Genomic DNA, 20,080 nt, shown 5'->3' with positions numbered 1-20,080 from the left:
CCGCTACAGCAGCGCCAGCTCCCCGGCGAGGTCGTCCAGCCCCAGCGAGCCCTGCGAGAGCGCCGCCATGTGCCACGCCTTGAGGTCGAAGCCCGCGCCTCGGGCCCGCTGGGCGGCGGCCCGGCCGTCCCGCCACGCCCGCTCGCCGAGCTTGTAGCTGATCGCCTGCCCCGGCAGGCCGAGGTAGCGCACCAGCTCGCTGTCGAGGAAGGCGACCTCCGCACCCGAGTGCTCGCCCAGGAAGGTGCGCGCCAGCTCGGGCGTCCACGGCCGGCCGCGGTGCTCGGCCAGCACGCCCTCGGCGTCGTCGGGCACGGGGAGCCCCAGGTGCATGCCGATGTCGATCACCACGCGCACCGATCGCAGCTGCTGGGCGTCCAGGAAGCCCAGCCGCTCCCCGGGGTCGGCGAAGTAGCCGAGCTCGTCCATCAGCCGCTCGGCGTAGAGGGCCCAGCCCTCCACGTTCGCGCCCACCGAGCCCAGCGACGTCTGGTAGGTCGACAGCTGCCCGGACACGTGCACCCACTGCGCGAGCTGCAGGTGGTGGCCCGGGACGCCCTCGTGGTACCAGATCGACACCAGGTCCCACAGCGGGAAGCGGGTGCGCCCGAGCGTGGGCAGCCAGGTGCGGCCCGGCCGGGAGAAGTCCTGGGCCGGGCGGGTGTAGTACGGCGCGGCGGCGCTCCCGGGCGGGGCGATCATCGCCTCCACCCGCTTGACCGGTCCGGCGAGGTCGAAGTGGGTGCCGTCCAGCGCCTCGATCGCCGCGTCCATCATCTGCTGCAGCCGTTCGCGGACCGCCTCGACGCCCTCGACCGCGGGACCCTCGAGGGAAAGCCGGCGCATGGCCTCCAGCGGCGTCGCGCCCGGGTGCACCCGCTCGGCCTCGACGCGCTGCTCGGCCAGTATCCGCCGGTGCTCGGCCCAGCCCCAGGCGTAGGCCTCCTCGAGCCCCCGACCGGCGCCGAGGTCGGAGCCGGTCCAGCGGCGCGCGGCGACGGCGTAGCGGTCGCGGCCGACGGCGTCCGGCGTCCCCTCGGTGCGGGGGGCGTACTCGACCCGGAGGAAGTCGCGCACCTCGGCGACCGCTTCGTCGGCGGCGCGGGCGGCCGCGGCGAGCTCGCTCCGCAGCGGCTCCGGCCCGGTGGCGACGAACGAGCCGAAGAACGGACCGCTCGACCACTCGTCGAGCTGGGCCAGGACGGTCCGCACCTGCCGCGGCGCCACGAGCAGGCCGCGGCGCGCCCCCTCCGCCAGCGTCGCCCGGTAGCCCCGGTAGGCCTCCGGCACGCGGGCGAGCCGGCGGGCGAGGACGGACCAGTCCTCCTCCGTCGCCGCCGGCATGAGCATGAAGACCTGGCGGACCGAGTGCAGCGGGCTGAACAGGTTGTTGAGGGAGCGGAAGCCCTCACCCGCCTCGTGCACGGCGAGCTCGGCACCCAGCCGTTCCCGCAGGAGGCGGGCGCAGCGGCGCTCGACCGGGTCGTCGTCGAGCGCGGGGTCGGCCGCCTGCACCCGGTCCAGCTCGGCCAGGGTGGCGCGGGCCAGGTCGGCCTCGGCCGCCAGCCCCGCCGGGCTCACGTCGGGGAGCCTGTCGTCGCCCGGGCGGGCGCCCAGTGAGGTCGCGACGATCGGGTCCAGGTCGCAGACGGCGTCGACGTAGCGGTCGGCGACCTGCCGGGGGGTGGCGGGGCGGGCGGACGACGGTGCGGTCACCGCAGCCGCTCCAGCCGGGCCGACATCACCGGGCGCGGCGGCTGCTCCCCCACCGCCCGGTCGATCGCGTACATCAAGGCACCCTCGACGATGCCGTAGAGCCGCACCGAGCGGGTGACCTCCGGGGCGTCCGGCGTGCGGGCCAGCACGTCGCTGCTGAGCTCCCAGCTGGTGGTCGTGCGGGCGGTGCCGACGTAGATCTCCACCAGCCCGTCGGGGGTCGCCACGAGCAGCTCGACGTCGTCCTCACCGCGGGGCCGCCAGAAGCCGGACTCCCGGACGTCGGGCCCCACGATCTGCCCGTCGTCGGTGAGCCGCCAGGTGCGCGACTCGTACGCCAGGAACCCCCGGCCGTCGTGGGCGAACCGGACCCACTGGCCGAACCGGTGGTCGCCACCGGTGCCGGCCGCCTGCCCCTCGCCGTGCCACTCCCCCAGCAGGGGCAGCACGGAGAGGAGCTCCGGGGAGACCTCCGGGCCGCTGCGGACGTCGGCGGTGTCGGGCACCGGGAGCTCGGTGGGTGCGCTCACCGCCGGCCCGCCTTCGGGGCGCGGGAGAGCCGGACGGCGCCGTAGCCCAGCGCCACGGCGCACGACGCCGTCAGGGTGACCAGGAGCCAGGCAGAGACCATGCCGACCACCGTAGTGACGGCGCCGCCGCCCGGCCTCAGGCGGCCGCCGGTGCGCGGCCGGTGGTTGCGGCGACGACCTCGGCCCACGGGGTCGCCGGGATGCCGAACGTCGCCGTCGTCTCCGCCGCGTCGATGACGTACTCCTGGTCGAACTGGTGCCGCACGTCCAGCACCTCCCGCATGACCGGCGACAGCAGCCCCGCCGCCCGCAGGACCCCCCAGGGGATCCCGCGCACGGTGGGCGCCGGGGCGGACATGGCCGCGGCGAGGTCGGTGAGGGCGGCCCGCTGCGAGCGCGGGGGCCCGCTCGGCACGTGCCACGCCCGGCCGAGCGCGCGCTCGTCGGTGCCCAGGGTCGCCACGGTGGCCGCCACGTCGGGGAGGTAGGCCCAGCTGCGCGGCGCGTCGGGGTCGCCGACCACCCAGGCGGTGCGGCCCCGCCGGAGGGCCGGCAGCTGGCGCACCAGGTGGGACTGGGCGGCAGGCACCTGCGGCCCGACGAAGTCCGCGGCACGCGCCTCGGTGGTGCGCACCCGCCCGGCCTCGTGGGCGGCCAGCGCCTGCTCCCACATGCGCCTCCGCACCACGCCCTTGGTGTCGGTGGCGGAGAGGGGCGACCGCGGCGTCATGGGGCCGCGCGGGCGGCCGTACGGGTAGAGGTTGGACATGGTGACCAGGACGGCGCCGGTGCGCTCGGCGGCCGCGAGCAGCGCATCGGCGACCGGCGGCCAGTCGGTGGCCCACCGGTGGTACGCCGGGTTGACCGCGTTGTAGAGGGCGGCGGCCCCCAGCGCGGCACCGGCGAGCGCGGCGGTGTCGGCGGCATCCACCCGCCGGTGCTCGATCCCGTCCGCGGAGACCCCGCCGGAGCGGGAGAGCACGCGCACCTCGTGCCCGCGGTCCCGCAGCTCGCGGGCGGTGGTCAGGCCGACCGGCCCCTTGCCGACGACGACGTGCAGTGCCATGGCTGCTCCAGTGGTTGAAGTGAGAGCGGTGCTCTCGTCGTAGACCAATGCTCGCGCTCGCGATCGACCGTTGTCAAGAGCGGTGCTCACACTTGCGTGCGCCGCTCTCGTGCGGCACGCTGATCGGATGCCCACCGCCCGCGAGCGCGTCCGCGCCGAGATCACCGCCGAGATCGCCGATGCCGCGCGCCGGCAGCTGGCCGAGGTGGGGGCCGCCGCCCTGTCCCTGCGGGCCGTCGCGCGCGAGGTGGGCATGGCCTCCTCGGCCGTCTACCGCTACGTCCCGAGCCGCGACGACCTGCTGACGCGGCTGATCATCGACGCCTACGACGACCTGGGCACCGCCGCCGAGGCGGCCGACGCGCCGGGGGATCCCCCGCGGCAGCGCTGGCTGGCCGTCTGCCGGGCGGTGCGCGGCTGGGCGCGGGAGCACCCGCACGAGTACGCGCTGCTGTACGGCTTCCCCGTGCCGGGCTACCGGGCACCCGCCGAAACCGTGCCCGCCGCAGCCCGCGCCGGCGTCGTCCTCGGGCGCATCCTCGGCGACGCAGCCCGCTCCGGCGCCCTTCCCGAGGCGGCCGGCGAGCGCGACCCGGCCCTGATCAGCGAGGAGGCGGTCGCGATCCTGGGCGGCGAGCACCCGGCTCTCGACGAGGCGGTGCGCGTGCGGGCGCTGCTCGCCTGGAGCGCGATGTTCGGCACGATCAGCTTCGAGCTGTTCGGCCACCTGGTGGGGTCGGTGCTGGACACCGACCGCTGGTTCGACCGCGCCATGGGGGAGCTCGCCGCCGGCCTCGGCCTCTGACCGGCCACGGGCGGCGCCGACCCCCCGAAATCGGGGGATTCCGTTCCACCGTGGCCCGGGAGCAGGCTGCCCTTCTCAGGGGCGACGCGGCGGCGGACACCGACGTCCGCCGACCGGGGGGCCGGGCGCCCACATCCGGGGAGCACCCATGCACATGCGCAGAGCACGTCTCCTGGCGGTGGCATCCACCGCCGCCCTCGTCGCCGTCGGGGTGGCCGGACCGGCCGCCGCGGACGACGGCAAGAAGCGCGGCCCGCACGACGGCTTCAGCATCCAGGCCGCGGTGGACGCCGCGAAACCGGGTGACACGATCCGCATCCCACCCGGCACGTCCACGAGTCGGTCACCATCCAGGAGGACGGCATCACGCTGCTCGGCCACCGCGCGGTCATCGCGCCCGCCGGGGCCGCACCGACCGGCTGCGACACCCTGGAGGGCCCCGAGACCGACCGCGTGTCCGGCATCTGCATCCTCGGCGAGATCGACCTCGAGACCTTCGAGGCCGGCGACCGGGTGAGCGGGGTCAGCGTCCGCGGCGTCACCGTCACCGGCGCGGCCGGCGACGGGCTGATCGCCGTCGCCACCGAGGACCTGAAGGTGAACGACAGCAAGTTCACCGACAACGGCGGGTACGGCGCCGCCAGCTTCGCCACCGAGGGCACCACCTTCCACGGCGACAAGGCCACCGGGAACGCCGAGGCGGGCTTCTACATCGGCGACGGCCCGCACGCCGACGCCCACGTCCACGGCAACTACTCGGCGAAGAACGAGATCGGCTTCTTCTACCGGAACGCCAGCGTCGGCAAGATGCAGGCCGACGTCGGCGTCGGCAACTGCGTCGGCACCCTGCTGCTCGCCGGCCCCCGGGCCGGTCACCGACTGGGAGCTGCGGAAGAACGAGATGCCCGCGAACAACAAGCTGTGCCCGGGCGAGGGCGGCGAAGAAGGTGCGCCCACCATCAGCGGCGCCGGGATCGCGCTCGTCGGCGCCCAGGACTTCCGGGTCAGGCAGAACAAGGTCTACGACAACGTCCCGGCGGCGGCGGACAGCGCGCTCCAGGGCGGCATCGTCGTCCTCTCCAGCGGCTCCGTGCCGGGGCTCGCGCCGTTCGACCCGAGTGGTGAGGTCGAGCGGAACAAGGCCAAGGGCAACGAGCCGGCCGACCTCGTCTGGGACACGACCGGGGACGTCGACTTCGACAGGAACCGGTGCCTGACCTCGATCCCCGAGGGGCTCTGCGACTGAGCCCACGCACACCCCAGGCGCCCGCTCCGGCATCCCGCCGGGTCGGGCGCCGCCGTGCGTGCCCGCAGTGAGGCCGACGCGACAGGCGGCGTCGCTGGTGCCGCCGGGGGGTCGTACGGCAGGCTGGACGCACCCCGGACGGCGGGGCACGGTGGGAGGAGCAGTCATCGAGATGGCCGAGGCCGGCCGCGGCATCGCCCCGCCCCCGGACGTCGAGGCACTGCCGGGCACGCCGTCCTGGTACTCGGTCCTCCACGAGTCCACGTTCATGTTCGCCGCCGTCTGCGACCTCGACGGGACGCTGCTCACCGCCAACCGCCTGGCCGTGGAAGGCCGCGGTTTCGACCGCCGCGAGCAGCTGGGCCGTCCGTTCTGGGAAGCCGGCTGGTGGGCCGGCGACCCGCACGTCGGCGCGACGGTGCGCGGCTGGTGCCTGGAGGTCGCGGCCGGCGGGGCACCGGTCCGCGCGGTCACCAGCTTCTTCCTCGCCGACGGGAGGCGACGCACCGCCGACCTCACCATGCAGCTCGTCCGCGGCGGCGACCAGGAGCAGTTCCTGCTGGCGACCGGGATGGACATCACCGACCGGCTGCACGCCGAGCGGCTCACCGCCGAGGCCCGGGCCGCCGGAGCCGAGGCGACCACGCTGCGCCAGGTGGCCACCGCGCGCGCCCGGGACCTGGAGGTGCTGCGCGAGACCGAGGCCAAGCTCACCCGGGCCCTCGCCATCACCGAGCGGGTGCTGGCCAACGTCGCCGACGGCATCTACGGCCTCGACGACGAGGGCCGGGTGGAGTTCCTCAACCCGGCCGCGGCCCGGCTGACCGGGTACCGGCCCGGCGAGCAGCTCGGCCAGGACCAGCACGCGCTCCTCCACGACCGGCGCCCGGACGGATCCCCCTACCCCCGCGAGGAGTGCCCGGTCTGGCAGGCGCTGCGCACGGGCCGCACCGTCGTCGCCGACCAGGAGACGTTCTGGCGCAAGGACGGCACCGCGATCCCGGTCGAGATGGTCGTCGTCCCCACCGTGGAGGAGGGCGCGCAGACCGGCGTGGTCGTCTCCTTCCGCGACCTCACCGACCGGCTGGCGGCCCAGCGCCAGGCCGCCGAGCTGGAGGCGCTGGCCGCCCGGACGGCCGCCGACCGCGCCTTGTCCGACCGGCTGCAGCAGTCCCTGCTCACGCCCCCGCCCGAGCCCGACCACCTGCAGATCGCCGTCCGGTACAGCCCCGCGGCACACGAGGCCCAGGTCGGCGGCGACTGGTACGACGCCTTCCTCCAGCCGGACGGCGCCACGATGCTCGTGATCGGCGACGTCGTCGGCCACGACAGCAGCGCCGCCGCGGCGATGGGGCAGGTCCGCGGCCTGCTGCGGGCGCTCGCCTACGCCGACGAGGACGGTCCGGCGGCGACCCTCACCCGGGTCGAGCACGCCGCCCGCGGGCTGGCGGTCTCCACCCTGGCCACGGCGGTCCTCGCACGCATCGAGCGGCACCCCGACGTGCCGGTGGCGGGGCGCCGGCTGCTGCGGTGGAGCAACGCCGGGCACCTGCCGCCGGTCCTGCTGGCCCCCGACGGCTCCGTCACGATGCTCACCAGCACGCCGGAGCTCATGCTCGGCATCGACCCGGACGCGCCCCGCAGCGACCAGTCCGTCGACCTGCCCGACGGGCACACCCTGCTGCTGGTCACCGACGGGCTGGTCGAGCGCCGCGACATCGACCTCGACGAGGGGATCGAGCGGCTCCGCGAGGCCCTGCGCGACCTCGGTGCCACGCCGCTGGAGGAGCTGCTGGACACCGTGCTGGCCCGGCTGGTGCCCGAGCCCGGCGCCGACGACGTCGCCCTCGTGGCGGTGCGCACCTTCCCCGAGGACCGCCCCCGGCCGGCCGAGGCCGGCCCCAACCGGCTGCCGCCGGACCTGGCCTGAGCTGAGACGCCGCCCGGACGCCTGTGGCGCCAGGCGGACGTCCTGGCTCAGCTGATGGGGTCCTGGCTCACGGTCCACCGTGAGCCAGGACCCCTGATGATCAGGTCACCTGATCATCAGTCGATCGCGACCGTGGTCTCGTTCAGCCCGACCTCGGCCGAGAGGGTGCGCTCGCCCTTGCCGACCGCGGCGAGGGCGCGCACCTTCCACGGCCCGGGCGCGGCGAAGAACCGAAACTCGCCCTCGGGGCTGGTCACGACCTCGGCGGTGAACTCGTCGGTGGAGTCCAGCAGCCGGACGTAGGCCCCGGCCACCGGCGCACCGTCGTGCCACACCGAGCCCTGGATGACCGTCTGCGTGCTCAGGTCGATGCCGTCGAGGACACCGCCCTGCTTCGGCGCTCCGCACATGTCAGCTCACTTCTCGATCGGGACGCCGACGAGCGAGCCGTACTCGACCCAGCTGCCGTCGTAGTTCTTGACGTCGGTCCGGCCGAGGAGCTCGCGCAGGACGAACCAGGTGTGGCTCGAGCGCTCGCCGATCCGGCAGTAGGCGATGGTCGGCCTGCTCTCGTCGTAGCCCTGCTCGGCGTAGAGCTTGGCCAGCTCCTCGTCGGACTTGAACGTGCCGTCCTCGTTGGCCGCCTTGCTCCACGGGATGTTGATCGCGGTGGGAACGTGGCCGGCCCGCTGCGACTGCTCCTGGGGCAGGTGGGCGGGGGCGAGGATCTTGCCGGAGAACTCGTCGGGCGAGCGCACGTCGACCAGGTTCTTGCTGCCGATCGCGGCCACGACCTCGTCGCGGAACGCGCGGATGGACAGGTCGGGCTCGCTCGCCACGTACTGCGTCGCGGGCCGCTCGACGGCGTCCTTGGACAGCGGGCGGCCGTCCAGCTCCCACTTCTTGCGGCCGCCGTCCATCAGCTTGACGTCCGAGTGGCCGTAGATCTTGAAGTACCAGTAGGCGTAGGCGGCGAACCAGTTGTTGTTGCCGCCGTAGAGGACGACGGAGTCGTCGTTGCCGATGCCGCGGCTCGACAGCAGCTCCTCGAAGGCGCTCTTGTCGAGGTAGTCGCGGCGCAGCGGGTCCTGCAGGTCCTTCTTCCAGTCCAGCTTGACGGCGCCCTCGATGTGGCCGCCGTCGTAGGCGGTGGTGTCCTCGTCGACCTCGACGAGGACGATGCCGGGCCGGCCCAGGTGCTCCTGGACCCAGTCGACGGTGACGAGCACGTCGTTGCGGCTCATGGTGGTGGTCCTCCGGGTTATCGGTGTGTGCGGTCGGTCGTTCGGGTGGTGCGGGACGACGCGGATCGCTCGCAGTGCGGAACTCACGGGAGAGAGGGGCATCCCGACGGCGCGGAGAGCGCGTCTGGACGGCGCGGTGCCGCCCTCAGAGGGCGGGACAGAGGCAGCTGCCGACGCGGCACAGGTCGACTGTGCGGCGCGAGGTCAGCAGGATGCCCACGGCGCGAGGGTAGCCGATCACGCCGCGCCGCCCGCCCGGCCACCCACGTGGGCATCCACCAGGGCGGTCAGCTCCGCCGGCCGCGGCGCCCCGCTGCTGCGGCCGACCACCCGCCCGGCCCGGTCCAGGTAGAAGAGCGTCGGCGTCCGCCGGATCCCGAGCTCGCGGACCTCGTCCAGGTGGCTCTCCGCGTCGACGTGGACGGCGACGAGCCCCGGCCGGCTCACCCGCAGCTGCTCGAGCCTGGCCCGGGTGGCGCGGCACGGACCGCAGAAGGCGGTCGAGAACTGGACGACGGTCAGGTCGGCCTCGGCCGGGCGCACGCCCAGCCGGTCGAACACCGCCGCAGCGTCCACCACGTCCTCCTCCGCTCCCCCGGCCCCGGTGCGCACAACGGGGCCCGGCCGCGGCGCTATTCCGCGGCGAGAACGGCGTCCTCGGCCACCGCGCGCACCGCGACGCCGTCCTCCCGGGGGGTCACGTCGGTGAGTCGCAGCCCGTAGGGCAGCTCGACCGGGTACCGCAGGTCGAGCAGGTCGGTGGCGCGCTCGACCAGGACGCGGGGCACGTCGACGCCCACCCCGGACGCCCGGTCGACGTCGATGACGAGCTCGTCCCCGTCCAGCGAGACGGTGCCGGCGGCGGTGAGCGGCAGCGTGCGCCCGAGCGCCTCGACCGTGCGGGTGATCCGCAGCCCCTCGCCCTCCAGCTCCAGGGTGGTGTCCCCGCCGAGCTCCCCGGCCAGCAGCTCGTAGGAGAGCGTCGCCGTCGCGTCGATGCGCTCCACCGGCACCTCCTCGACGGTGCCCGCCCGGAGCGCCGACAGGGGCAGGTGCACGCCCCGGAGCGTCACGTCGGCGCGGGTGCCCTCGGGCTGCCCCAGCTCGTCGGCGGTGAGGGAGATGCGGATCTCCTCGTAGCGCCCGGCGACCGCCTGCGTGAGGAACGGGAACCCGCGGACGTCGACGTCGGGTGTGCCGGTCAGCGCCTCCTGGCTCGCCAGCTGCTCGGCCACTTCCCGCTCGGCGAAGCCCACCGCCACCCGGTCGAGGACGACGCCGGTGACGACGAGGAGCAGGAGCAGGACCGCGACGACCTTCACAGGGCGGTCACCAGCGCGAGGGCCACCGGGGCGCAGGCGGCGAAGGGCAGCACGACCTGCACGACGGTGGGCGCCCACGGGGACAGCGCCTCCGCCTCGCCGTCGGCCGTCGTCCCGACGGCGAGGAAGCTGCCGGCCACGGCCACCAGCGCCACCACCCCGGCGACGACGGCACCGACCGCGGCCGCGCGCAGCGCACCCAGCTCGGCCAGGTCCCGGACCGCCCACGCCGTCGCGGCGCCCGCCAGCACGGCGAGCACGACGCCGAGCAGCCCGCGCGGGACACCGGGGGCCAGCTGGGGCCGCGGCAGCACCTGGTCGACCAGGTGACCGACGACCAGGGCGACGCCGGCGACCAGGGCGGTGGCGGCCAGGCCGCCGTCGTCGGCCCGGCCCAGCAGGAGCAGCGCCGCGAGCGCGCCGACGGCGGTGAGCAGGACGGCGGACCCGGCCAGCGAGTCGACCAGGGCGTCCCGGGGGGTGCGCAGCATCTGCTGGAGCACGGCGGCGAGGAAGCCGACGCCGAGCACGGCCAGCAGGCCGCCCAGCGCCGGGTCCTCGGGCAGCACGAGCGCGAGATCGGCCGCCACGGCGGCGGCCGTGCCCACGGCCAGCGAGGCCGCGAAGCCCTGCATCCCGGTGGCGAGGACCCAGGAGAGCACCAGCGCCAGCTGGAGCACCAGCACGGCGGCGAGCGCCCCGACCTCGCCGACCAGCGGCGGCAGGCCGGCGACCAGGCCCGCGGCGACGACGGCGAGGCCCGCGGCCGGGACGTGGTGCGGGCGGGCCGGCGTCGTCGACGGGACCGCGGTGGAGCTCACCGCCCGATCGTCTCAGAAGCCCGGCGTCCGATCCGCTCGACGAGCGGATCGTCCGCTCCGGGCACGGCGTGTCCGGCGCCGGGGCGCGCGCGATGCAGGACGCGCCCGGCCCGGAGCCGGCCGCTCCGCTATCCTGCCCTCTCACCTCGACAGCGGCGTCGCAGGTCCGGTCGGCACCCGCCGGCCCCGGACCCCTGAGGAGACGACATGCGACTCGTGCTCATGACCGCCGCCCGCCAGGCGACGACCGAGGTGCTGCCCGCCCTGGGGTTGCTCGGCCACCAGGTCCGCGTCGTGGCCCCCGAGCTCTCGAGCCTCCTGGACGGCGACTCCGGGGAGGTCGTCCTCGTCGACGCCCGTCACGACCTCATCCAGGCGCGCACCCTGTGCGGGCTGCTCTCCTCGACCGGGGTGGCCGCCGCGCTGGTCGCCGTCCTCTCCGAGGGCGGCCTGGTCGCCCTGTCCGCGGACTGGGGCGTCGACGACGTGCTGCTGGACACCGCGGGCCCCGCGGAGGTGGACGCCCGCCTGAAGTGGGCGACCTCCCGCCGGTTGGCCGCCGCGCCCCGGGCCGACGGCGGCGACGGCGGGCTCACCCGGGCCGGCGAGCTGGTGATCGACGAGCACAGCTACTCGGCCAAGCTGCGCGGCCGGCCGCTCGACCTCACCTACAAGGAGTTCGAGCTGCTGAAGTACCTCGCGCAGCACCCGGGCCGGGTCTTCTCCCGCGCCCAGCTCCTGCAGGAGATCTGGGGCTACGACTACTTCGGCGGCACCCGCACCGTCGACGTCCACGTGCGCCGGCTGCGGGCCAAGCTCGGCACGGAGCACGAGGCGCTCATCGGCACCGTGCGCAACGTCGGCTACAAGCTCGACCAGCAGGTGGCCGACGCGACCGCGCAGGCCGCCGCCGAGGACCGTGCGGCCACCGCCGACGCCGGGGCGGGCGCCGCCGACGCCGGGGCGGGCGCCGAGCTGGTCTGATGGCCCGGTGATCGACGAACGCGACATCGCCGGCGTCCTCGCCCTGCTCCACGCCGCCGCCACCGCCGACGGCGTGCGCCCGGTCTCCGAGGAGGGCGAGCTGCGCCTCCGGCACGGCTCGCCCGACGGGCAGGACCTCACGGTCCGGGACGCGGAGGGCGCGCTGGCCGGCTACGCCCGGCTCGACGGTGAGACCGCCGAGCTGGTGGTGCACCCCGGACGGCGCCGCCGTGGTCACGGGACCGCGCTGCTGCTCCGCCTGCTGGCTGCCGCCGGTGAGCGGCCCCTGAGCATCTGGGCGCACGGGGACCTGCCCGGGTCGGCCGAGCTGCTGGCCCCCCACGGGTTCCGGCGGGCGCGGGTCCTCCTGCAGATGCGGTGCGACCTGGCCGGTCTCGACGCCGACCCGCGGCCCGAGCTGCCGGGCGACGTCCGGGTGGTGCCCTTCGTGCCGGGCCGGGACGAGGAGGCGTGGCTGCGGGTCAACGCGCGCGCCTTCGACTGGCACCCCGAGCAGGGCCGGATGACCCGCGCCGACCTCGAGCGCCGCGAGGCCGAGCCGTGGTTCGACCCCGAGGGGTTCCTCCTGGCCTGGCGGGGCGAACCCGGCTCGGGCGACCTGCTCGGCTTCCACTGGACCAAGGTCCACCCCGCCGGGGACGCCGGACCCGCCCCGGTCGGGGAGGTGTACGTGCTGGGGATCGACCCGGCCGCCCAGGGGCTGCGGCTGGGGCGCGCGCTGACCGACCTCGGGTTGGCGCACCTGCGCGCGCAGGGCCTCGACGAGGTGCTGCTCTACGTCGAGGCGGACAACGCGGCGGCCGTGCGGCTGTACGAGGGCCGGGGGTTCCGCCGCTACGCCGTCGACGTCTCCTGGCGGCGCACCACGGCCTGATGCCGGGACGTCGGATCGCCCGTCCTCGGAGTCGGTGCCTGGCCCTGCGTCGGCGTCCGGTATCGGCATACGGTGACGGGAACCGAGACGGCTACCGGGCGGAGAGATCGATGACCGATCGTCAGCAGTTCCCCGAGAGCGACCCACGGCATCACACGATCAAGATCAAGCGCATGCTGCGCGACACCGCCGACCACGCTCGCGAGGACGTCGCCAAGGTCGACGACGCGCAGGCCCGGGCCCTGATGGAGACGACCGCCGAGGTGCTGCTCGGCCTGCACAAGGCATACGAGGACTACGAGCAGCAGTCCGAACGGGCGTGGAAGCGCTGATCGGGTTCCCTCCGGGGCCGGGACGTCCCCGTCGCTGAGGCCTACCAGCCCCGGAGCATCCGTAGCGCCGCTGCCCGACCCGGTGCCGCCTCCTCGACGGAGCATGCCGGCACCCGAGGAAGGCGCCCGTCGACCCACCAGGACCTGGTCGTAGGGGCAGTCGCGGATGCCCGCCCCACGCTGCGGACCCAGCCCAGGCCGGGCACCCGGATGCCGTCATCCGGGGTGACCCGCACCACCCATGATCATCGAAGACCTCAGAGGTCGTTCACCATCCGTTCACCCGCACACGGGTCGGCCGCCACCTGGGCTCCCTACCGTCGTCCTCGTCGGTCCCACGCTGCCCGGAAACGGTCCGGGCGAACCTGAGAGGCCCTGAGTTGAAGCTCAGCACCAAGACGCGCGCCACCACGCTGTCCGTTGCGCTCGCCAGCACCCTCGCACTCACCGCCTGCGCTGCCTCCAACGAGACCGCGAACACGGGCAGCGGCAGCGACACCGCCTCCGGCACCCAGCTGAGCGGCACGCTCGTCGGGGCGGGCGCCAGCAGCCAGCAGGCCGCGATGCAGGGCTGGACCGCCGCCTACTCGAGCGTCCAGCCCGAGGTGACCGTCAACTACGACCCGGTCGGTTCGGGCGGTGGCCGCGAGCAGTTCATCGAGGGCGCCACCGACTTCGCCGGTACGGACGCCTACCTGGACGAGGAGGAGCTCGCCGGGGCCCAGGAGCGCTGCGCCGGGGGCGAGATCTTCCAGCTGCCCAACTACATCGCCCCGATCGCCGTCGTCTACAACCTCGAGGGCGTCGAGGAGCTCAACCTCCCGCCGGAGGTCGTCGCCGGGATCTTCGCCCAGCAGATCACCAACTGGAACGACCCGGCCATCGCCGAGGCCAACCCCGACGTCACGCTGCCGGACCTGCCGATCACCCCCGTGAACCGGTCCGACGAGTCGGGCACCACCGAGAACTTCGCGGAGTACCTGTCCGCGGTCGCCCCCGACGTCTGGACCTACGAGGTCAGCGGCGACTGGCCCGTCTCCGGCGGCGAGGCGGCCCAGGGCACCTCGGGCGTGGTGAGCGCGGTCGGCGCCGGCAACGGTGCGATCGGCTACGCCGACCCCAGCCAGGCCGGTGACCTCGGCGTCGCCAACATCGGTGTCGGCGGCGACTTCGTCGCCCCGTCTCCCGACGCCGCCTCCGCTGTGGTGGAGAACTCGGAGCGCGTGGAGGGCGGGGGCGAGTACAACTACGCCATCGACATCCGCCGCGACACCACCGAGTCGGGCAACTACCCGATCGTCCAGGTCAGCTACCACGTGGGCTGCGTCCAGTACGACGACCAGGAGACCGCCGACCTGGTGGCGGACTTCATGTCCTTCGTCGTCAGCGAGGAGGGCCAGCAGGCGGCCGCCGAGGCCGCCGGCTCGGCGCCGATCTCCGACGGGCTGCGCGAGCAGGCCCAGTCGGCGATCGACGCCATCTCCGCGGGGTGACCTGACCCACGGTGACACCGCACGACACGGCAGCGGCCCGGAGCGTCATCCGACGTCCCGGGCCGCTGCGCCGCCCGGCGACGGGTAGGAAGTTCCCAGCAGTTCCCCCCACCGACCTCCCGGAGCAGCGGTGACAGCCACCCGGACCCCGTCCGACCAGAGCACCAGCAAGCCGCCCCGACGGCCCGGCGACCGCATCTTCGCGAGCACCGCCCGGGGCGCGGGCATCCTGATCCTCGTCATCCTGGCCGGCGTCACCGCCTTCCTGCTGTACGAGGCGCTGCCGGCGCTCACCGCTCCCGCCGAGGAGATCCCCGGCGACGAGGGCCTGGTCTCCTACATCGCCCCGCTGCTGTTCGGCACGCTGCTCTCCGCCACCATCGCGCTGGTCGTCGCCACCCCGCTGGCCGTGGCGATCGCGCTGTTCATCACGCACTACGCGCCGCGGCGGATGGCCCTGTGGCTGGGCTACGTCGTCGACCTGCTGGCCGCGATCCCGAGCATCGTGTACGGCTTCTGGGGCATCACCTGGCTCGCCCCCAAGCTGGTCCCGTTCTACCGCTGGCTCGAGGAGAACCTCGGGTTCATCCCGCTCTTCGCCGGCCCGACCTCCGCGACCGGCCGGACGATGTTCACCGTCGGCCTGGTGCTGGCGATCATGATCCTGCCGATCATCAGCGCGATCTCCCGCGAGGTGTTCCTCCAGGTGCCGACGCTGCACAAGGAGGCCGCGCTCGCCCTGGGCGCCACCCGCTGGGAGATGATCAAGATGGCGGTGATCCCCTACGGCAAGAGCGGCATCATCGGCGGCTCGATGCTGGGCCTGGGGCGCGCCCTCGGTGAGACGATGGCCGTGGCGATCATCCTCTCGGTCTCCGGCGGCATCACCTTCAACCTGATCAGCAGCGGTAACCCGTCGACCATCGCGGCCAACGTCGCGCTCGAGTTCCCGGAGTCGACGGGCATCGACGTCAACACGCTGATCGCCAGCGGCCTCGCCCTGTTCCTCATCACCCTCGGCGTGAACATGCTGGCGCGCTGGATCGTCAACCGCCGGGCCGACTTCTCCGGAGCCAACTGATGAGCGTCCAGACGCCGCCCACCCCCCTGTCCGGCGCCGGCGCCGCCACGCCCATGCAGCAGCGGGTGGAGGGCACGCTGCCGCGCTGGGCGCCGACGGCCGTGTTCGCCGGCGCAGCCGTGGCCGCAGCCCTGCTGAGCGGCTTCAACATCGCCCTGTTCGTCATCTACACCGTGGTGCTGGGCACGCTCGCCGTCTACGTCGTCTCCCGGGTGCGCGAAGGCCGGCGCCGGGCCGCCGACCGGACGGTCACCTCGATCGTCACCTCGGCCTTCGGCATCGCGATGGTGCCCCTCGTGGCGCTGATCTGGGAGGTCGTCAGCCGCGGCGCCGAGCGGCTGGACGCCGAGTTCTTCACCGCGTCGCTGTACGGCATCATCGGCGAGGGCGGGGGCGCCTACCACGCCCTGATGGGCACCTTGATCATCACCGGCCTCACCACGCTCATCTCGGTGCCGATCGGCCTGATGACCGCCATCTACCTGGTCGAGTACGCGCAGGGGCGGCTCAAGCGGGCCATCACCTTCTTCGTCGACGTGATGACGGGCATCCCCTCGATCGTCGCCGGCCTGTTCGCCTACGCGCTCTTCGTGCTGATCTTCGGCCCGGGCATCCGCCTGGGGATCATGGGTGCGGTCGCCCTCTCGGTGCTGATGATCCCGGTGGTCGTCCGGTCGGCCGAGGAGGTGCTCAAGCTCGTCCCGCTCGAGCTGCGCGAGGCCTCCTACGCCCTCGGGGTGCCCAAGTGGCGGACGATCACGAAGGTCGTCATCCCGACCGCGATCGCCGGCATCGGCACCGGCGTCACGCTCGCCATCGCCCGTGTCATCGGCGAGACCGCGCCGCTGCTGATCACCGTCGGCATCACCAACGCGACCAACTTCGATCCCTTCGACGGCCGCATGGCGACGCTGCCCGTCTACGCCTACTACCAGCTCACCCAGCCAGGTGTGCCGCCCGAGTTCGCGATCGACCGGGCCTGGACGGCGGCGCTCCTGCTCATCATGCTGGTCATGGGGCTGAACGTCGTCGCCCGCCTGATCAGCCGCTTCTTCGCCCCCAAGACCGGTCGCTGACCGGACCGACCCGGAGGAAACCCCCGTGGCCAAGCGCATCGACGTCTCCGACCTCAACATCTACTACGGCAGCTTCCGAGCGGTCGAGGGCGTCAACGTCTCGATCGAGCCCCGGAGCATCACCGCACTGATCGGCCCGTCCGGCTGCGGCAAGTCCACCTTCCTGCGCACGCTCAACCGGATGCACGAGGTGATCCCCGGCGCCCGCGTGGAGGGCAAGGTCGTCATGGACGGCCAGGACCTCTACGGCGCCGACACCGACCCGGTCACCGTGCGCCGTCAGATCGGCATGGTCTTCCAGCGGCCGAACCCGTTCCCGACGATGTCGATCTACGAGAACGTCGCCGCGGGGCTCCGGCTCAACAGCGTCAAGATGAAGAAGTCCGACATGGACGACCTCGTGGAGCGCTCGCTGAAGGGCGCCAACCTGTGGGAAGAGGTCAAGGACCGCCTCGACCGGCCGGGGTCGGGGCTCTCCGGCGGTCAGCAGCAGCGGCTCTGCATCGCCCGCGCCATCGCCGTGGAGCCCGACGTGCTGCTCATGGACGAGCCCTGCTCGGCGCTCGACCCGATCTCCACGCTCGCCATCGAGGACCTGATGACCGAGCTCAAGGAGCGGTTCACCATCGTCATCGTCACGCACAACATGCAGCAGGCGGCCCGCGTCAGCGAGCAGACCGGCTTCTTCAACCTCAACGGAGTCGGGCAGCCGGGCCGGCTGATCGAGTTCAACCCGACCGAGAAGATCTTCAGCAACCCCGACCAGAAGGCGACCGAGGACTACATCTCCGGCCGCTTCGGCTGACGATCAGGTGACCTGGTCATCAGGGGTCCTGGCTCACCGTCGACCGTGAGCCAGGACCCCATCAACTGAGCCAGGACCGCTGAGGGCGGACGTCGGCGGACGGGGCCTAGCAGCGGACTGCGGTCGCCTCCGGTTCGGGGGCGGCCGCTGCCGTGTCCGGCGCCACCTGGACGGGTTCCGGAGCACCGATCTCGACCGGGACGACCGTGGAGTAGCCCGGGCCGATGACCAGCTGCACCGCGTCGCTGAGCGCGTCGCTGGGCTGCAGCACCGCACCGGGGACGGCGGCGGCCACGGTGCGCGCCCGGTCCAGCGCGGCCGGCCCGTACCGGACGACGCTCTCGTCCACGGCGCCGGGCTCGTTCCCCACCGTGCCGATGCCGAAGCCCTGCCCGCGGAGGGCGTCGGCCACCGTCGCGGCCAGGCCGGTGGTGGCGGTGCCGTTCAGCACGTCGACGGTGATCTCCCCGGGGGCCGCGGTGAGCGGCTCGGGCACGGACGGCGCCACCGGCTCGGGCGCCGGCTCCGGCTCGGCCACGCCCGGCGCCGCGTCCGGGACGGCCAGGAGCTCGGCGGGTACCCCGGCGCCGTCGATGACCTCGTCGAACAGCGACCGGGTGGCCGGCGCATCGAGGACGACGTACGCCCGCTCGGTTCCGGCCGGTACGTACCCCACCTGCGCGACCGGCAGCCCGGCGCGCTGCACCGCGTCGCCGGAGAGGTCGCCGAGTGTCCCGGCGAGCGCGCGCAAGTCACCCAGCGTCGTCTGGTCGTCGACGGTCAGCGCGTCCGACGCGCGGGACAGGAAGCGCGCCAGCGTGACGGGGTCGAGCAGCGTGTCCGCGGACATCGCCGCCCGCAGGGTCGAGGTGAGCAGGCGCTGCGCCCGCTCGGCGACGGCCGCCCCGGTGACGTCGACGCCGCTGTCGTCCGGCTGCAGGAAGCCCGACGCCGCGTCGCCGGAGAGCTCCGAGGGCCCGGCCACGGGCGGCGTCGCCGCGGCCGCGGTCGCTGCGGTGGGGACGATGCAGACGGGGACGCCGCCCAGGGCGTCGACCATCCCCGGGAGTCGGGTGAGGTCCACGCCCAGGTAGTGGTCGACCCGGAGCCCGGACAGCTGCTGGACCACTCGCACCATGCAGGCCGGCCCGCCCTCGAGCAGCGAGCTCGCGAACGCCTCGGTGACCGGGTTGCGCAGGGTGCCCTCGGGGGTGCGGCACATCGGGGTGTCCACGAGGGCCGTGGGGGGCACGCTGACCAGCGCCGCACGGTCGCCCTCGGCCGAGACGGAGACGAGGAGGGTGGCCACGGAGTCCGCCCCGGTCTGCCCGGGGACCCCGGTGCCGACGACCAGGTAGGTCTCTGCGGCGTCCTGGAGGTCGGGGGCGAGGATCTCCGGACCGTCGAGGGCCAGCGCGTCGACCCGGTCGATGCGCTGGTCGACGTAGAAGTACAGGGCCAGGTGGTACAGGACGACGACGCCCACGACGGCGGCCAGCGCCGTGACGGCACGCACCAGCCGCCTGCGTCCCGGGCTGCGCGGCGGGCGGTCGGCCGGCACCCGACGGCGGGTGGCGCCCGACGGGGGCGGCGCAGCCAGGCCGGGGAGCGGGGGGATGGGGCCGCTGCGCCGGGAGGGCCGTTCGTCTGGCGCCCACGCTGCCGGTGTCCCGGCCGGACCGGTCCCTGCAGGCGGTCGCGGCTGGGCAGCGGGGACGGGCGGGAACCCGGGCTGGGCAGCGGGGACGGGAGGCAGACCCGGCTGGGCACCGGGGCCGGTGGGGCGCCCGGACCCGGAACCGGGCACGGGCGGGAGGCCGGGCTGGGCACGCGGGACGTGGCCGGCTCGCGCGGCGCCGGGAACCGGTGGGAGCCCCGACCGGACGGCGGGATCGTCCGCGGCACCGCCCCGGCGGCCGTCCGCCCCCGTCCGGCGGGCGTCGGGCGCCGCGCCGCCGCGGCGGGAGGCCGGCTGTGCGGCGCTGCGCCGGGCGGCCCGTCGGCCACCGACGTCGTTGCCCTGCCGGGCGAGCAGCTGCTCCACCGTCACCGGCTCGGCGGCGCCGCCCTCCGGGGTGCGCCCGCGGCGCTTGCGACCGGGGAGGTCGCGGTCACCCGCGTCGTCCCACGTCGGCTGATCCCCCACAGGTGTCGACACCTTCTCGTCGTCTGCATGTCCGTGCCCGTCGTCCCACGATACGGGCGGATCTGCGATGACCACGCCGACGCGCGGGGCGCTCCCGAGCCGGCACCACCTCCGTCGGGTGGACCGGGCACGATCGGATGGTGGGCCACGGGCGCACTGCGTAGCGTTCGCACGGTGCGCATGCCCTCCGTGCCCGGCCCCGCCGACGTCGTCGCGCTGGTAGGAGGCGTGCGGGACGGCCTCGGTGACGCGCTCGCGCTCGTGCCCCGCGCCGCGGCCGTGCTCGGCGAGCTGGAAGGGCTGCTCGGCCGGGTGTCCGGCGCCGTCGACCGCGTGGAGGCGTTGCTGGACCGCGCGGACGGGGCGATCACCCGGCTGGACGCCACGCGTGCCACCGCCGACGAGGCGATCGCTGGGATCGGTGAGACCCGGCGGAACGCCGACGAGGCGATCGCTGGGATCGGCGCCACCCGCCAGCGCGCCGAGCAGGCGATCACCGACATGGGCGCCACCCGCCAGCGCGCCGACGACGCCATCACAGACATGGGCACCACCCGCCAGCGGGCCGAGCAGGCCGTCACCGACATG

Annotated in this window: 20 protein-coding genes and 1 pseudogene; 11 read left to right on the top strand and 10 right to left on the bottom strand. The window is 74.4% G+C overall.

The genetic code is table 11. The features are described from left to right. Nucleotides 1–3: 3 nt before the first annotated feature. From BMW62_RS11610 to BMW62_RS11600, 3 genes are all read right to left on the bottom strand, one after another. Entirely contained in the window at nt 4–1,716 is a 1,713-nt protein-coding gene (locus BMW62_RS11610) for a DUF885 domain-containing protein (RefSeq protein WP_091931023.1), read from the bottom strand. Continuing rightward, nucleotides 1,713–2,246, bottom strand: a complete 534-nt coding sequence (locus BMW62_RS11605) for a heme-binding beta-barrel domain-containing protein (RefSeq protein ID WP_091931022.1) — start codon at nt 2,244–2,246, stop codon at nt 1,713–1,715. The genes BMW62_RS11610 and BMW62_RS11605 overlap by 4 nt, the downstream gene beginning before the upstream one ends. Before the next feature lie 136 nt (nt 2,247–2,382). Continuing rightward, nucleotides 2,383–3,312: an NAD-dependent epimerase/dehydratase family protein gene (locus tag BMW62_RS11600; protein WP_091931021.1), complete on the bottom strand. Its 930-nt coding sequence runs from the start codon at nt 3,310–3,312 to the stop codon at nt 2,383–2,385. A 127-nt stretch (nt 3,313–3,439) separates the two neighbouring features. Here BMW62_RS11600 and BMW62_RS11595 point away from each other — a divergent pair, with 127 nt between their 5' ends. Next, the gene (locus BMW62_RS11595) at nt 3,440–4,117 is read left to right on the top strand and encodes a TetR/AcrR family transcriptional regulator (protein WP_091931020.1); all 678 of its coding nucleotides are present in this window, start codon (nt 3,440–3,442) and stop codon (nt 4,115–4,117) included. Nucleotides 4,118–4,192: 75 nt separating this feature from the next. Here the strand turns inward: BMW62_RS11595 and BMW62_RS23200 are convergent, their stop codons facing one another. Next, nucleotides 4,193–5,032 carry a hypothetical protein gene (locus BMW62_RS23200; RefSeq protein WP_244523987.1) on the bottom strand — a complete coding sequence of 280 codons (840 nt, stop codon included), beginning with the start codon at nt 5,030–5,032 and terminating at the stop codon, nt 4,193–4,195. Here BMW62_RS23200 and BMW62_RS23195 point away from each other — a divergent pair. Next, entirely contained in the window at nt 5,019–5,363 is a 345-nt protein-coding gene (locus BMW62_RS23195; protein WP_244523986.1) for a hypothetical protein, read from the top strand. The two genes, BMW62_RS23200 and BMW62_RS23195, sit on opposite strands and share 14 nt — an antisense overlap. 172 nt (nt 5,364–5,535) lie before the next feature. Then, nucleotides 5,536–7,293: a SpoIIE family protein phosphatase gene (locus BMW62_RS11585; RefSeq protein WP_091931018.1), complete on the top strand. Its 1,758-nt coding sequence runs from the start codon at nt 5,536–5,538 to the stop codon at nt 7,291–7,293. Between the two features lie 116 nt (nt 7,294–7,409). Here the strand turns inward: BMW62_RS11585 and BMW62_RS11580 are convergent, their stop codons facing one another. The 5 genes from BMW62_RS11580 to BMW62_RS11560 form a co-directional block, all read right to left on the bottom strand. Continuing rightward, the gene (locus BMW62_RS11580) at nt 7,410–7,703 is read right to left on the bottom strand and encodes a DUF1416 domain-containing protein (protein ID WP_091931017.1); all 294 of its coding nucleotides are present in this window, start codon (nt 7,701–7,703) and stop codon (nt 7,410–7,412) included. A 6-nt stretch (nt 7,704–7,709) separates the two neighbouring features. Continuing rightward, nucleotides 7,710–8,537 carry a sulfurtransferase gene (locus BMW62_RS11575; protein WP_091931016.1) on the bottom strand — a complete coding sequence of 276 codons (828 nt, stop codon included), beginning with the start codon at nt 8,535–8,537 and terminating at the stop codon, nt 7,710–7,712. A 237-nt stretch (nt 8,538–8,774) separates the two neighbouring features. Then, entirely contained in the window at nt 8,775–9,113 is a 339-nt protein-coding gene (locus BMW62_RS11570; RefSeq protein WP_091931015.1) for a thioredoxin family protein, read from the bottom strand. A gap of 56 nt (nt 9,114–9,169) precedes the next feature. Next, the gene (locus BMW62_RS11565; RefSeq protein ID WP_091931014.1) at nt 9,170–9,859 is read right to left on the bottom strand and encodes an LmeA family phospholipid-binding protein; all 690 of its coding nucleotides are present in this window, start codon (nt 9,857–9,859) and stop codon (nt 9,170–9,172) included. After that, nucleotides 9,856–10,680, bottom strand: a complete 825-nt coding sequence (locus BMW62_RS11560; RefSeq protein ID WP_091931013.1) for a hypothetical protein — start codon at nt 10,678–10,680, stop codon at nt 9,856–9,858. Before BMW62_RS11560 ends, BMW62_RS11565 begins: the two co-directional genes overlap by 4 nt. A 207-nt stretch (nt 10,681–10,887) precedes the next feature. Between BMW62_RS11560 and BMW62_RS11555 the strand changes: the two genes are divergently transcribed. From BMW62_RS11555 to pstB, 7 genes are all read left to right on the top strand, one after another. Then, nucleotides 10,888–11,664: a winged helix-turn-helix transcriptional regulator gene (locus BMW62_RS11555; RefSeq protein WP_091931012.1), complete on the top strand. Its 777-nt coding sequence runs from the start codon at nt 10,888–10,890 to the stop codon at nt 11,662–11,664. 7 nt (nt 11,665–11,671) lie between these two features. Continuing rightward, complete coding sequence (gene mshD, locus BMW62_RS11550; RefSeq protein WP_091931114.1) at nt 11,672–12,559, top strand: mycothiol synthase; 888 nt, start codon at nt 11,672–11,674, stop codon at nt 12,557–12,559. Nucleotides 12,560–12,669: 110 nt separating this feature from the next. Continuing rightward, nucleotides 12,670–12,891, top strand: coding sequence for a hypothetical protein (locus BMW62_RS11545; RefSeq protein WP_091931011.1), 222 nt, complete (start codon nt 12,670–12,672; stop codon nt 12,889–12,891). Nucleotides 12,892–13,271: 380 nt separating this feature from the next. Next, entirely contained in the window at nt 13,272–14,384 is a 1,113-nt protein-coding gene (pstS, locus tag BMW62_RS11540; RefSeq protein WP_091931010.1) for a phosphate ABC transporter substrate-binding protein PstS, read from the top strand. A 130-nt stretch (nt 14,385–14,514) separates the two neighbouring features. After that, the gene (pstC, locus tag BMW62_RS11535) at nt 14,515–15,465 is read left to right on the top strand and encodes a phosphate ABC transporter permease subunit PstC (protein WP_091931009.1); all 951 of its coding nucleotides are present in this window, start codon (nt 14,515–14,517) and stop codon (nt 15,463–15,465) included. Next, nucleotides 15,465–16,541 carry a phosphate ABC transporter permease PstA gene (gene pstA, locus BMW62_RS11530; RefSeq protein WP_091931008.1) on the top strand — a complete coding sequence of 359 codons (1,077 nt, stop codon included), beginning with the start codon at nt 15,465–15,467 and terminating at the stop codon, nt 16,539–16,541. The genes pstC and pstA overlap by 1 nt, the downstream gene beginning before the upstream one ends. A 25-nt stretch (nt 16,542–16,566) precedes the next feature. Next, the gene (gene pstB / locus BMW62_RS11525) at nt 16,567–17,346 is read left to right on the top strand and encodes a phosphate ABC transporter ATP-binding protein PstB (protein ID WP_091931007.1); all 780 of its coding nucleotides are present in this window, start codon (nt 16,567–16,569) and stop codon (nt 17,344–17,346) included. Nucleotides 17,347–17,452: 106 nt separating this feature from the next. Here the strand turns inward: pstB and BMW62_RS11520 are convergent, their stop codons facing one another. Beyond that, nucleotides 17,453–18,862, bottom strand: coding sequence for an LCP family protein (locus tag BMW62_RS11520; protein ID WP_244523985.1), 1,410 nt, complete (start codon nt 18,860–18,862; stop codon nt 17,453–17,455). An 810-nt stretch (nt 18,863–19,672) separates the two neighbouring features. Here BMW62_RS11520 and BMW62_RS22635 point away from each other — a divergent pair. Beyond that, a pseudogene (locus BMW62_RS22635) lies at nt 19,673–20,080 on the top strand (hypothetical protein); the annotation flags it as partial.

Origin of the sequence: Blastococcus sp. DSM 46786 (genome assembly GCF_900109665.1) — a bacterium.
GTDB lineage: Bacteria > Actinomycetota > Actinomycetes > Mycobacteriales > Geodermatophilaceae > Blastococcus > Blastococcus carthaginiensis.
The sequence above is the reverse complement of the archived record's forward strand: the minus strand, read 5'-3'. Positions and strand labels throughout refer to the sequence as shown.

What these genes read in the sequence shown, in the direction of transcription:
- BMW62_RS11575 (WP_091931016.1), bottom strand. Translation starts at nt 8,537, where the DNA reads ATGAGCCGCAACGACGTGCTCGTCACCGTCGACTGGGTCCAGGAGCAC.
- BMW62_RS11585 (WP_091931018.1), top strand. Translation starts at nt 5,536, where the DNA reads ATGGCCGAGGCCGGCCGCGGCATCGCCCCGCCCCCGGACGTCGAGGCA.
- BMW62_RS11555 (WP_091931012.1), top strand. Translation starts at nt 10,888, where the DNA reads ATGCGACTCGTGCTCATGACCGCCGCCCGCCAGGCGACGACCGAGGTG.
- BMW62_RS11580 (WP_091931017.1), bottom strand. Translation starts at nt 7,703, where the DNA reads ATGTGCGGAGCGCCGAAGCAGGGCGGTGTCCTCGACGGCATCGACCTG.
- BMW62_RS11545 (WP_091931011.1), top strand. Translation starts at nt 12,670, where the DNA reads ATGACCGATCGTCAGCAGTTCCCCGAGAGCGACCCACGGCATCACACG.
- pstA (WP_091931008.1), top strand. Translation starts at nt 15,465, where the DNA reads ATGAGCGTCCAGACGCCGCCCACCCCCCTGTCCGGCGCCGGCGCCGCC.
- BMW62_RS23195 (WP_244523986.1), top strand. Translation starts at nt 5,019, where the DNA reads ATGCCCGCGAACAACAAGCTGTGCCCGGGCGAGGGCGGCGAAGAAGGT.
- BMW62_RS11600 (WP_091931021.1), bottom strand. Translation starts at nt 3,312, where the DNA reads ATGGCACTGCACGTCGTCGTCGGCAAGGGGCCGGTCGGCCTGACCACC.
- BMW62_RS11595 (WP_091931020.1), top strand. Translation starts at nt 3,440, where the DNA reads ATGCCCACCGCCCGCGAGCGCGTCCGCGCCGAGATCACCGCCGAGATC.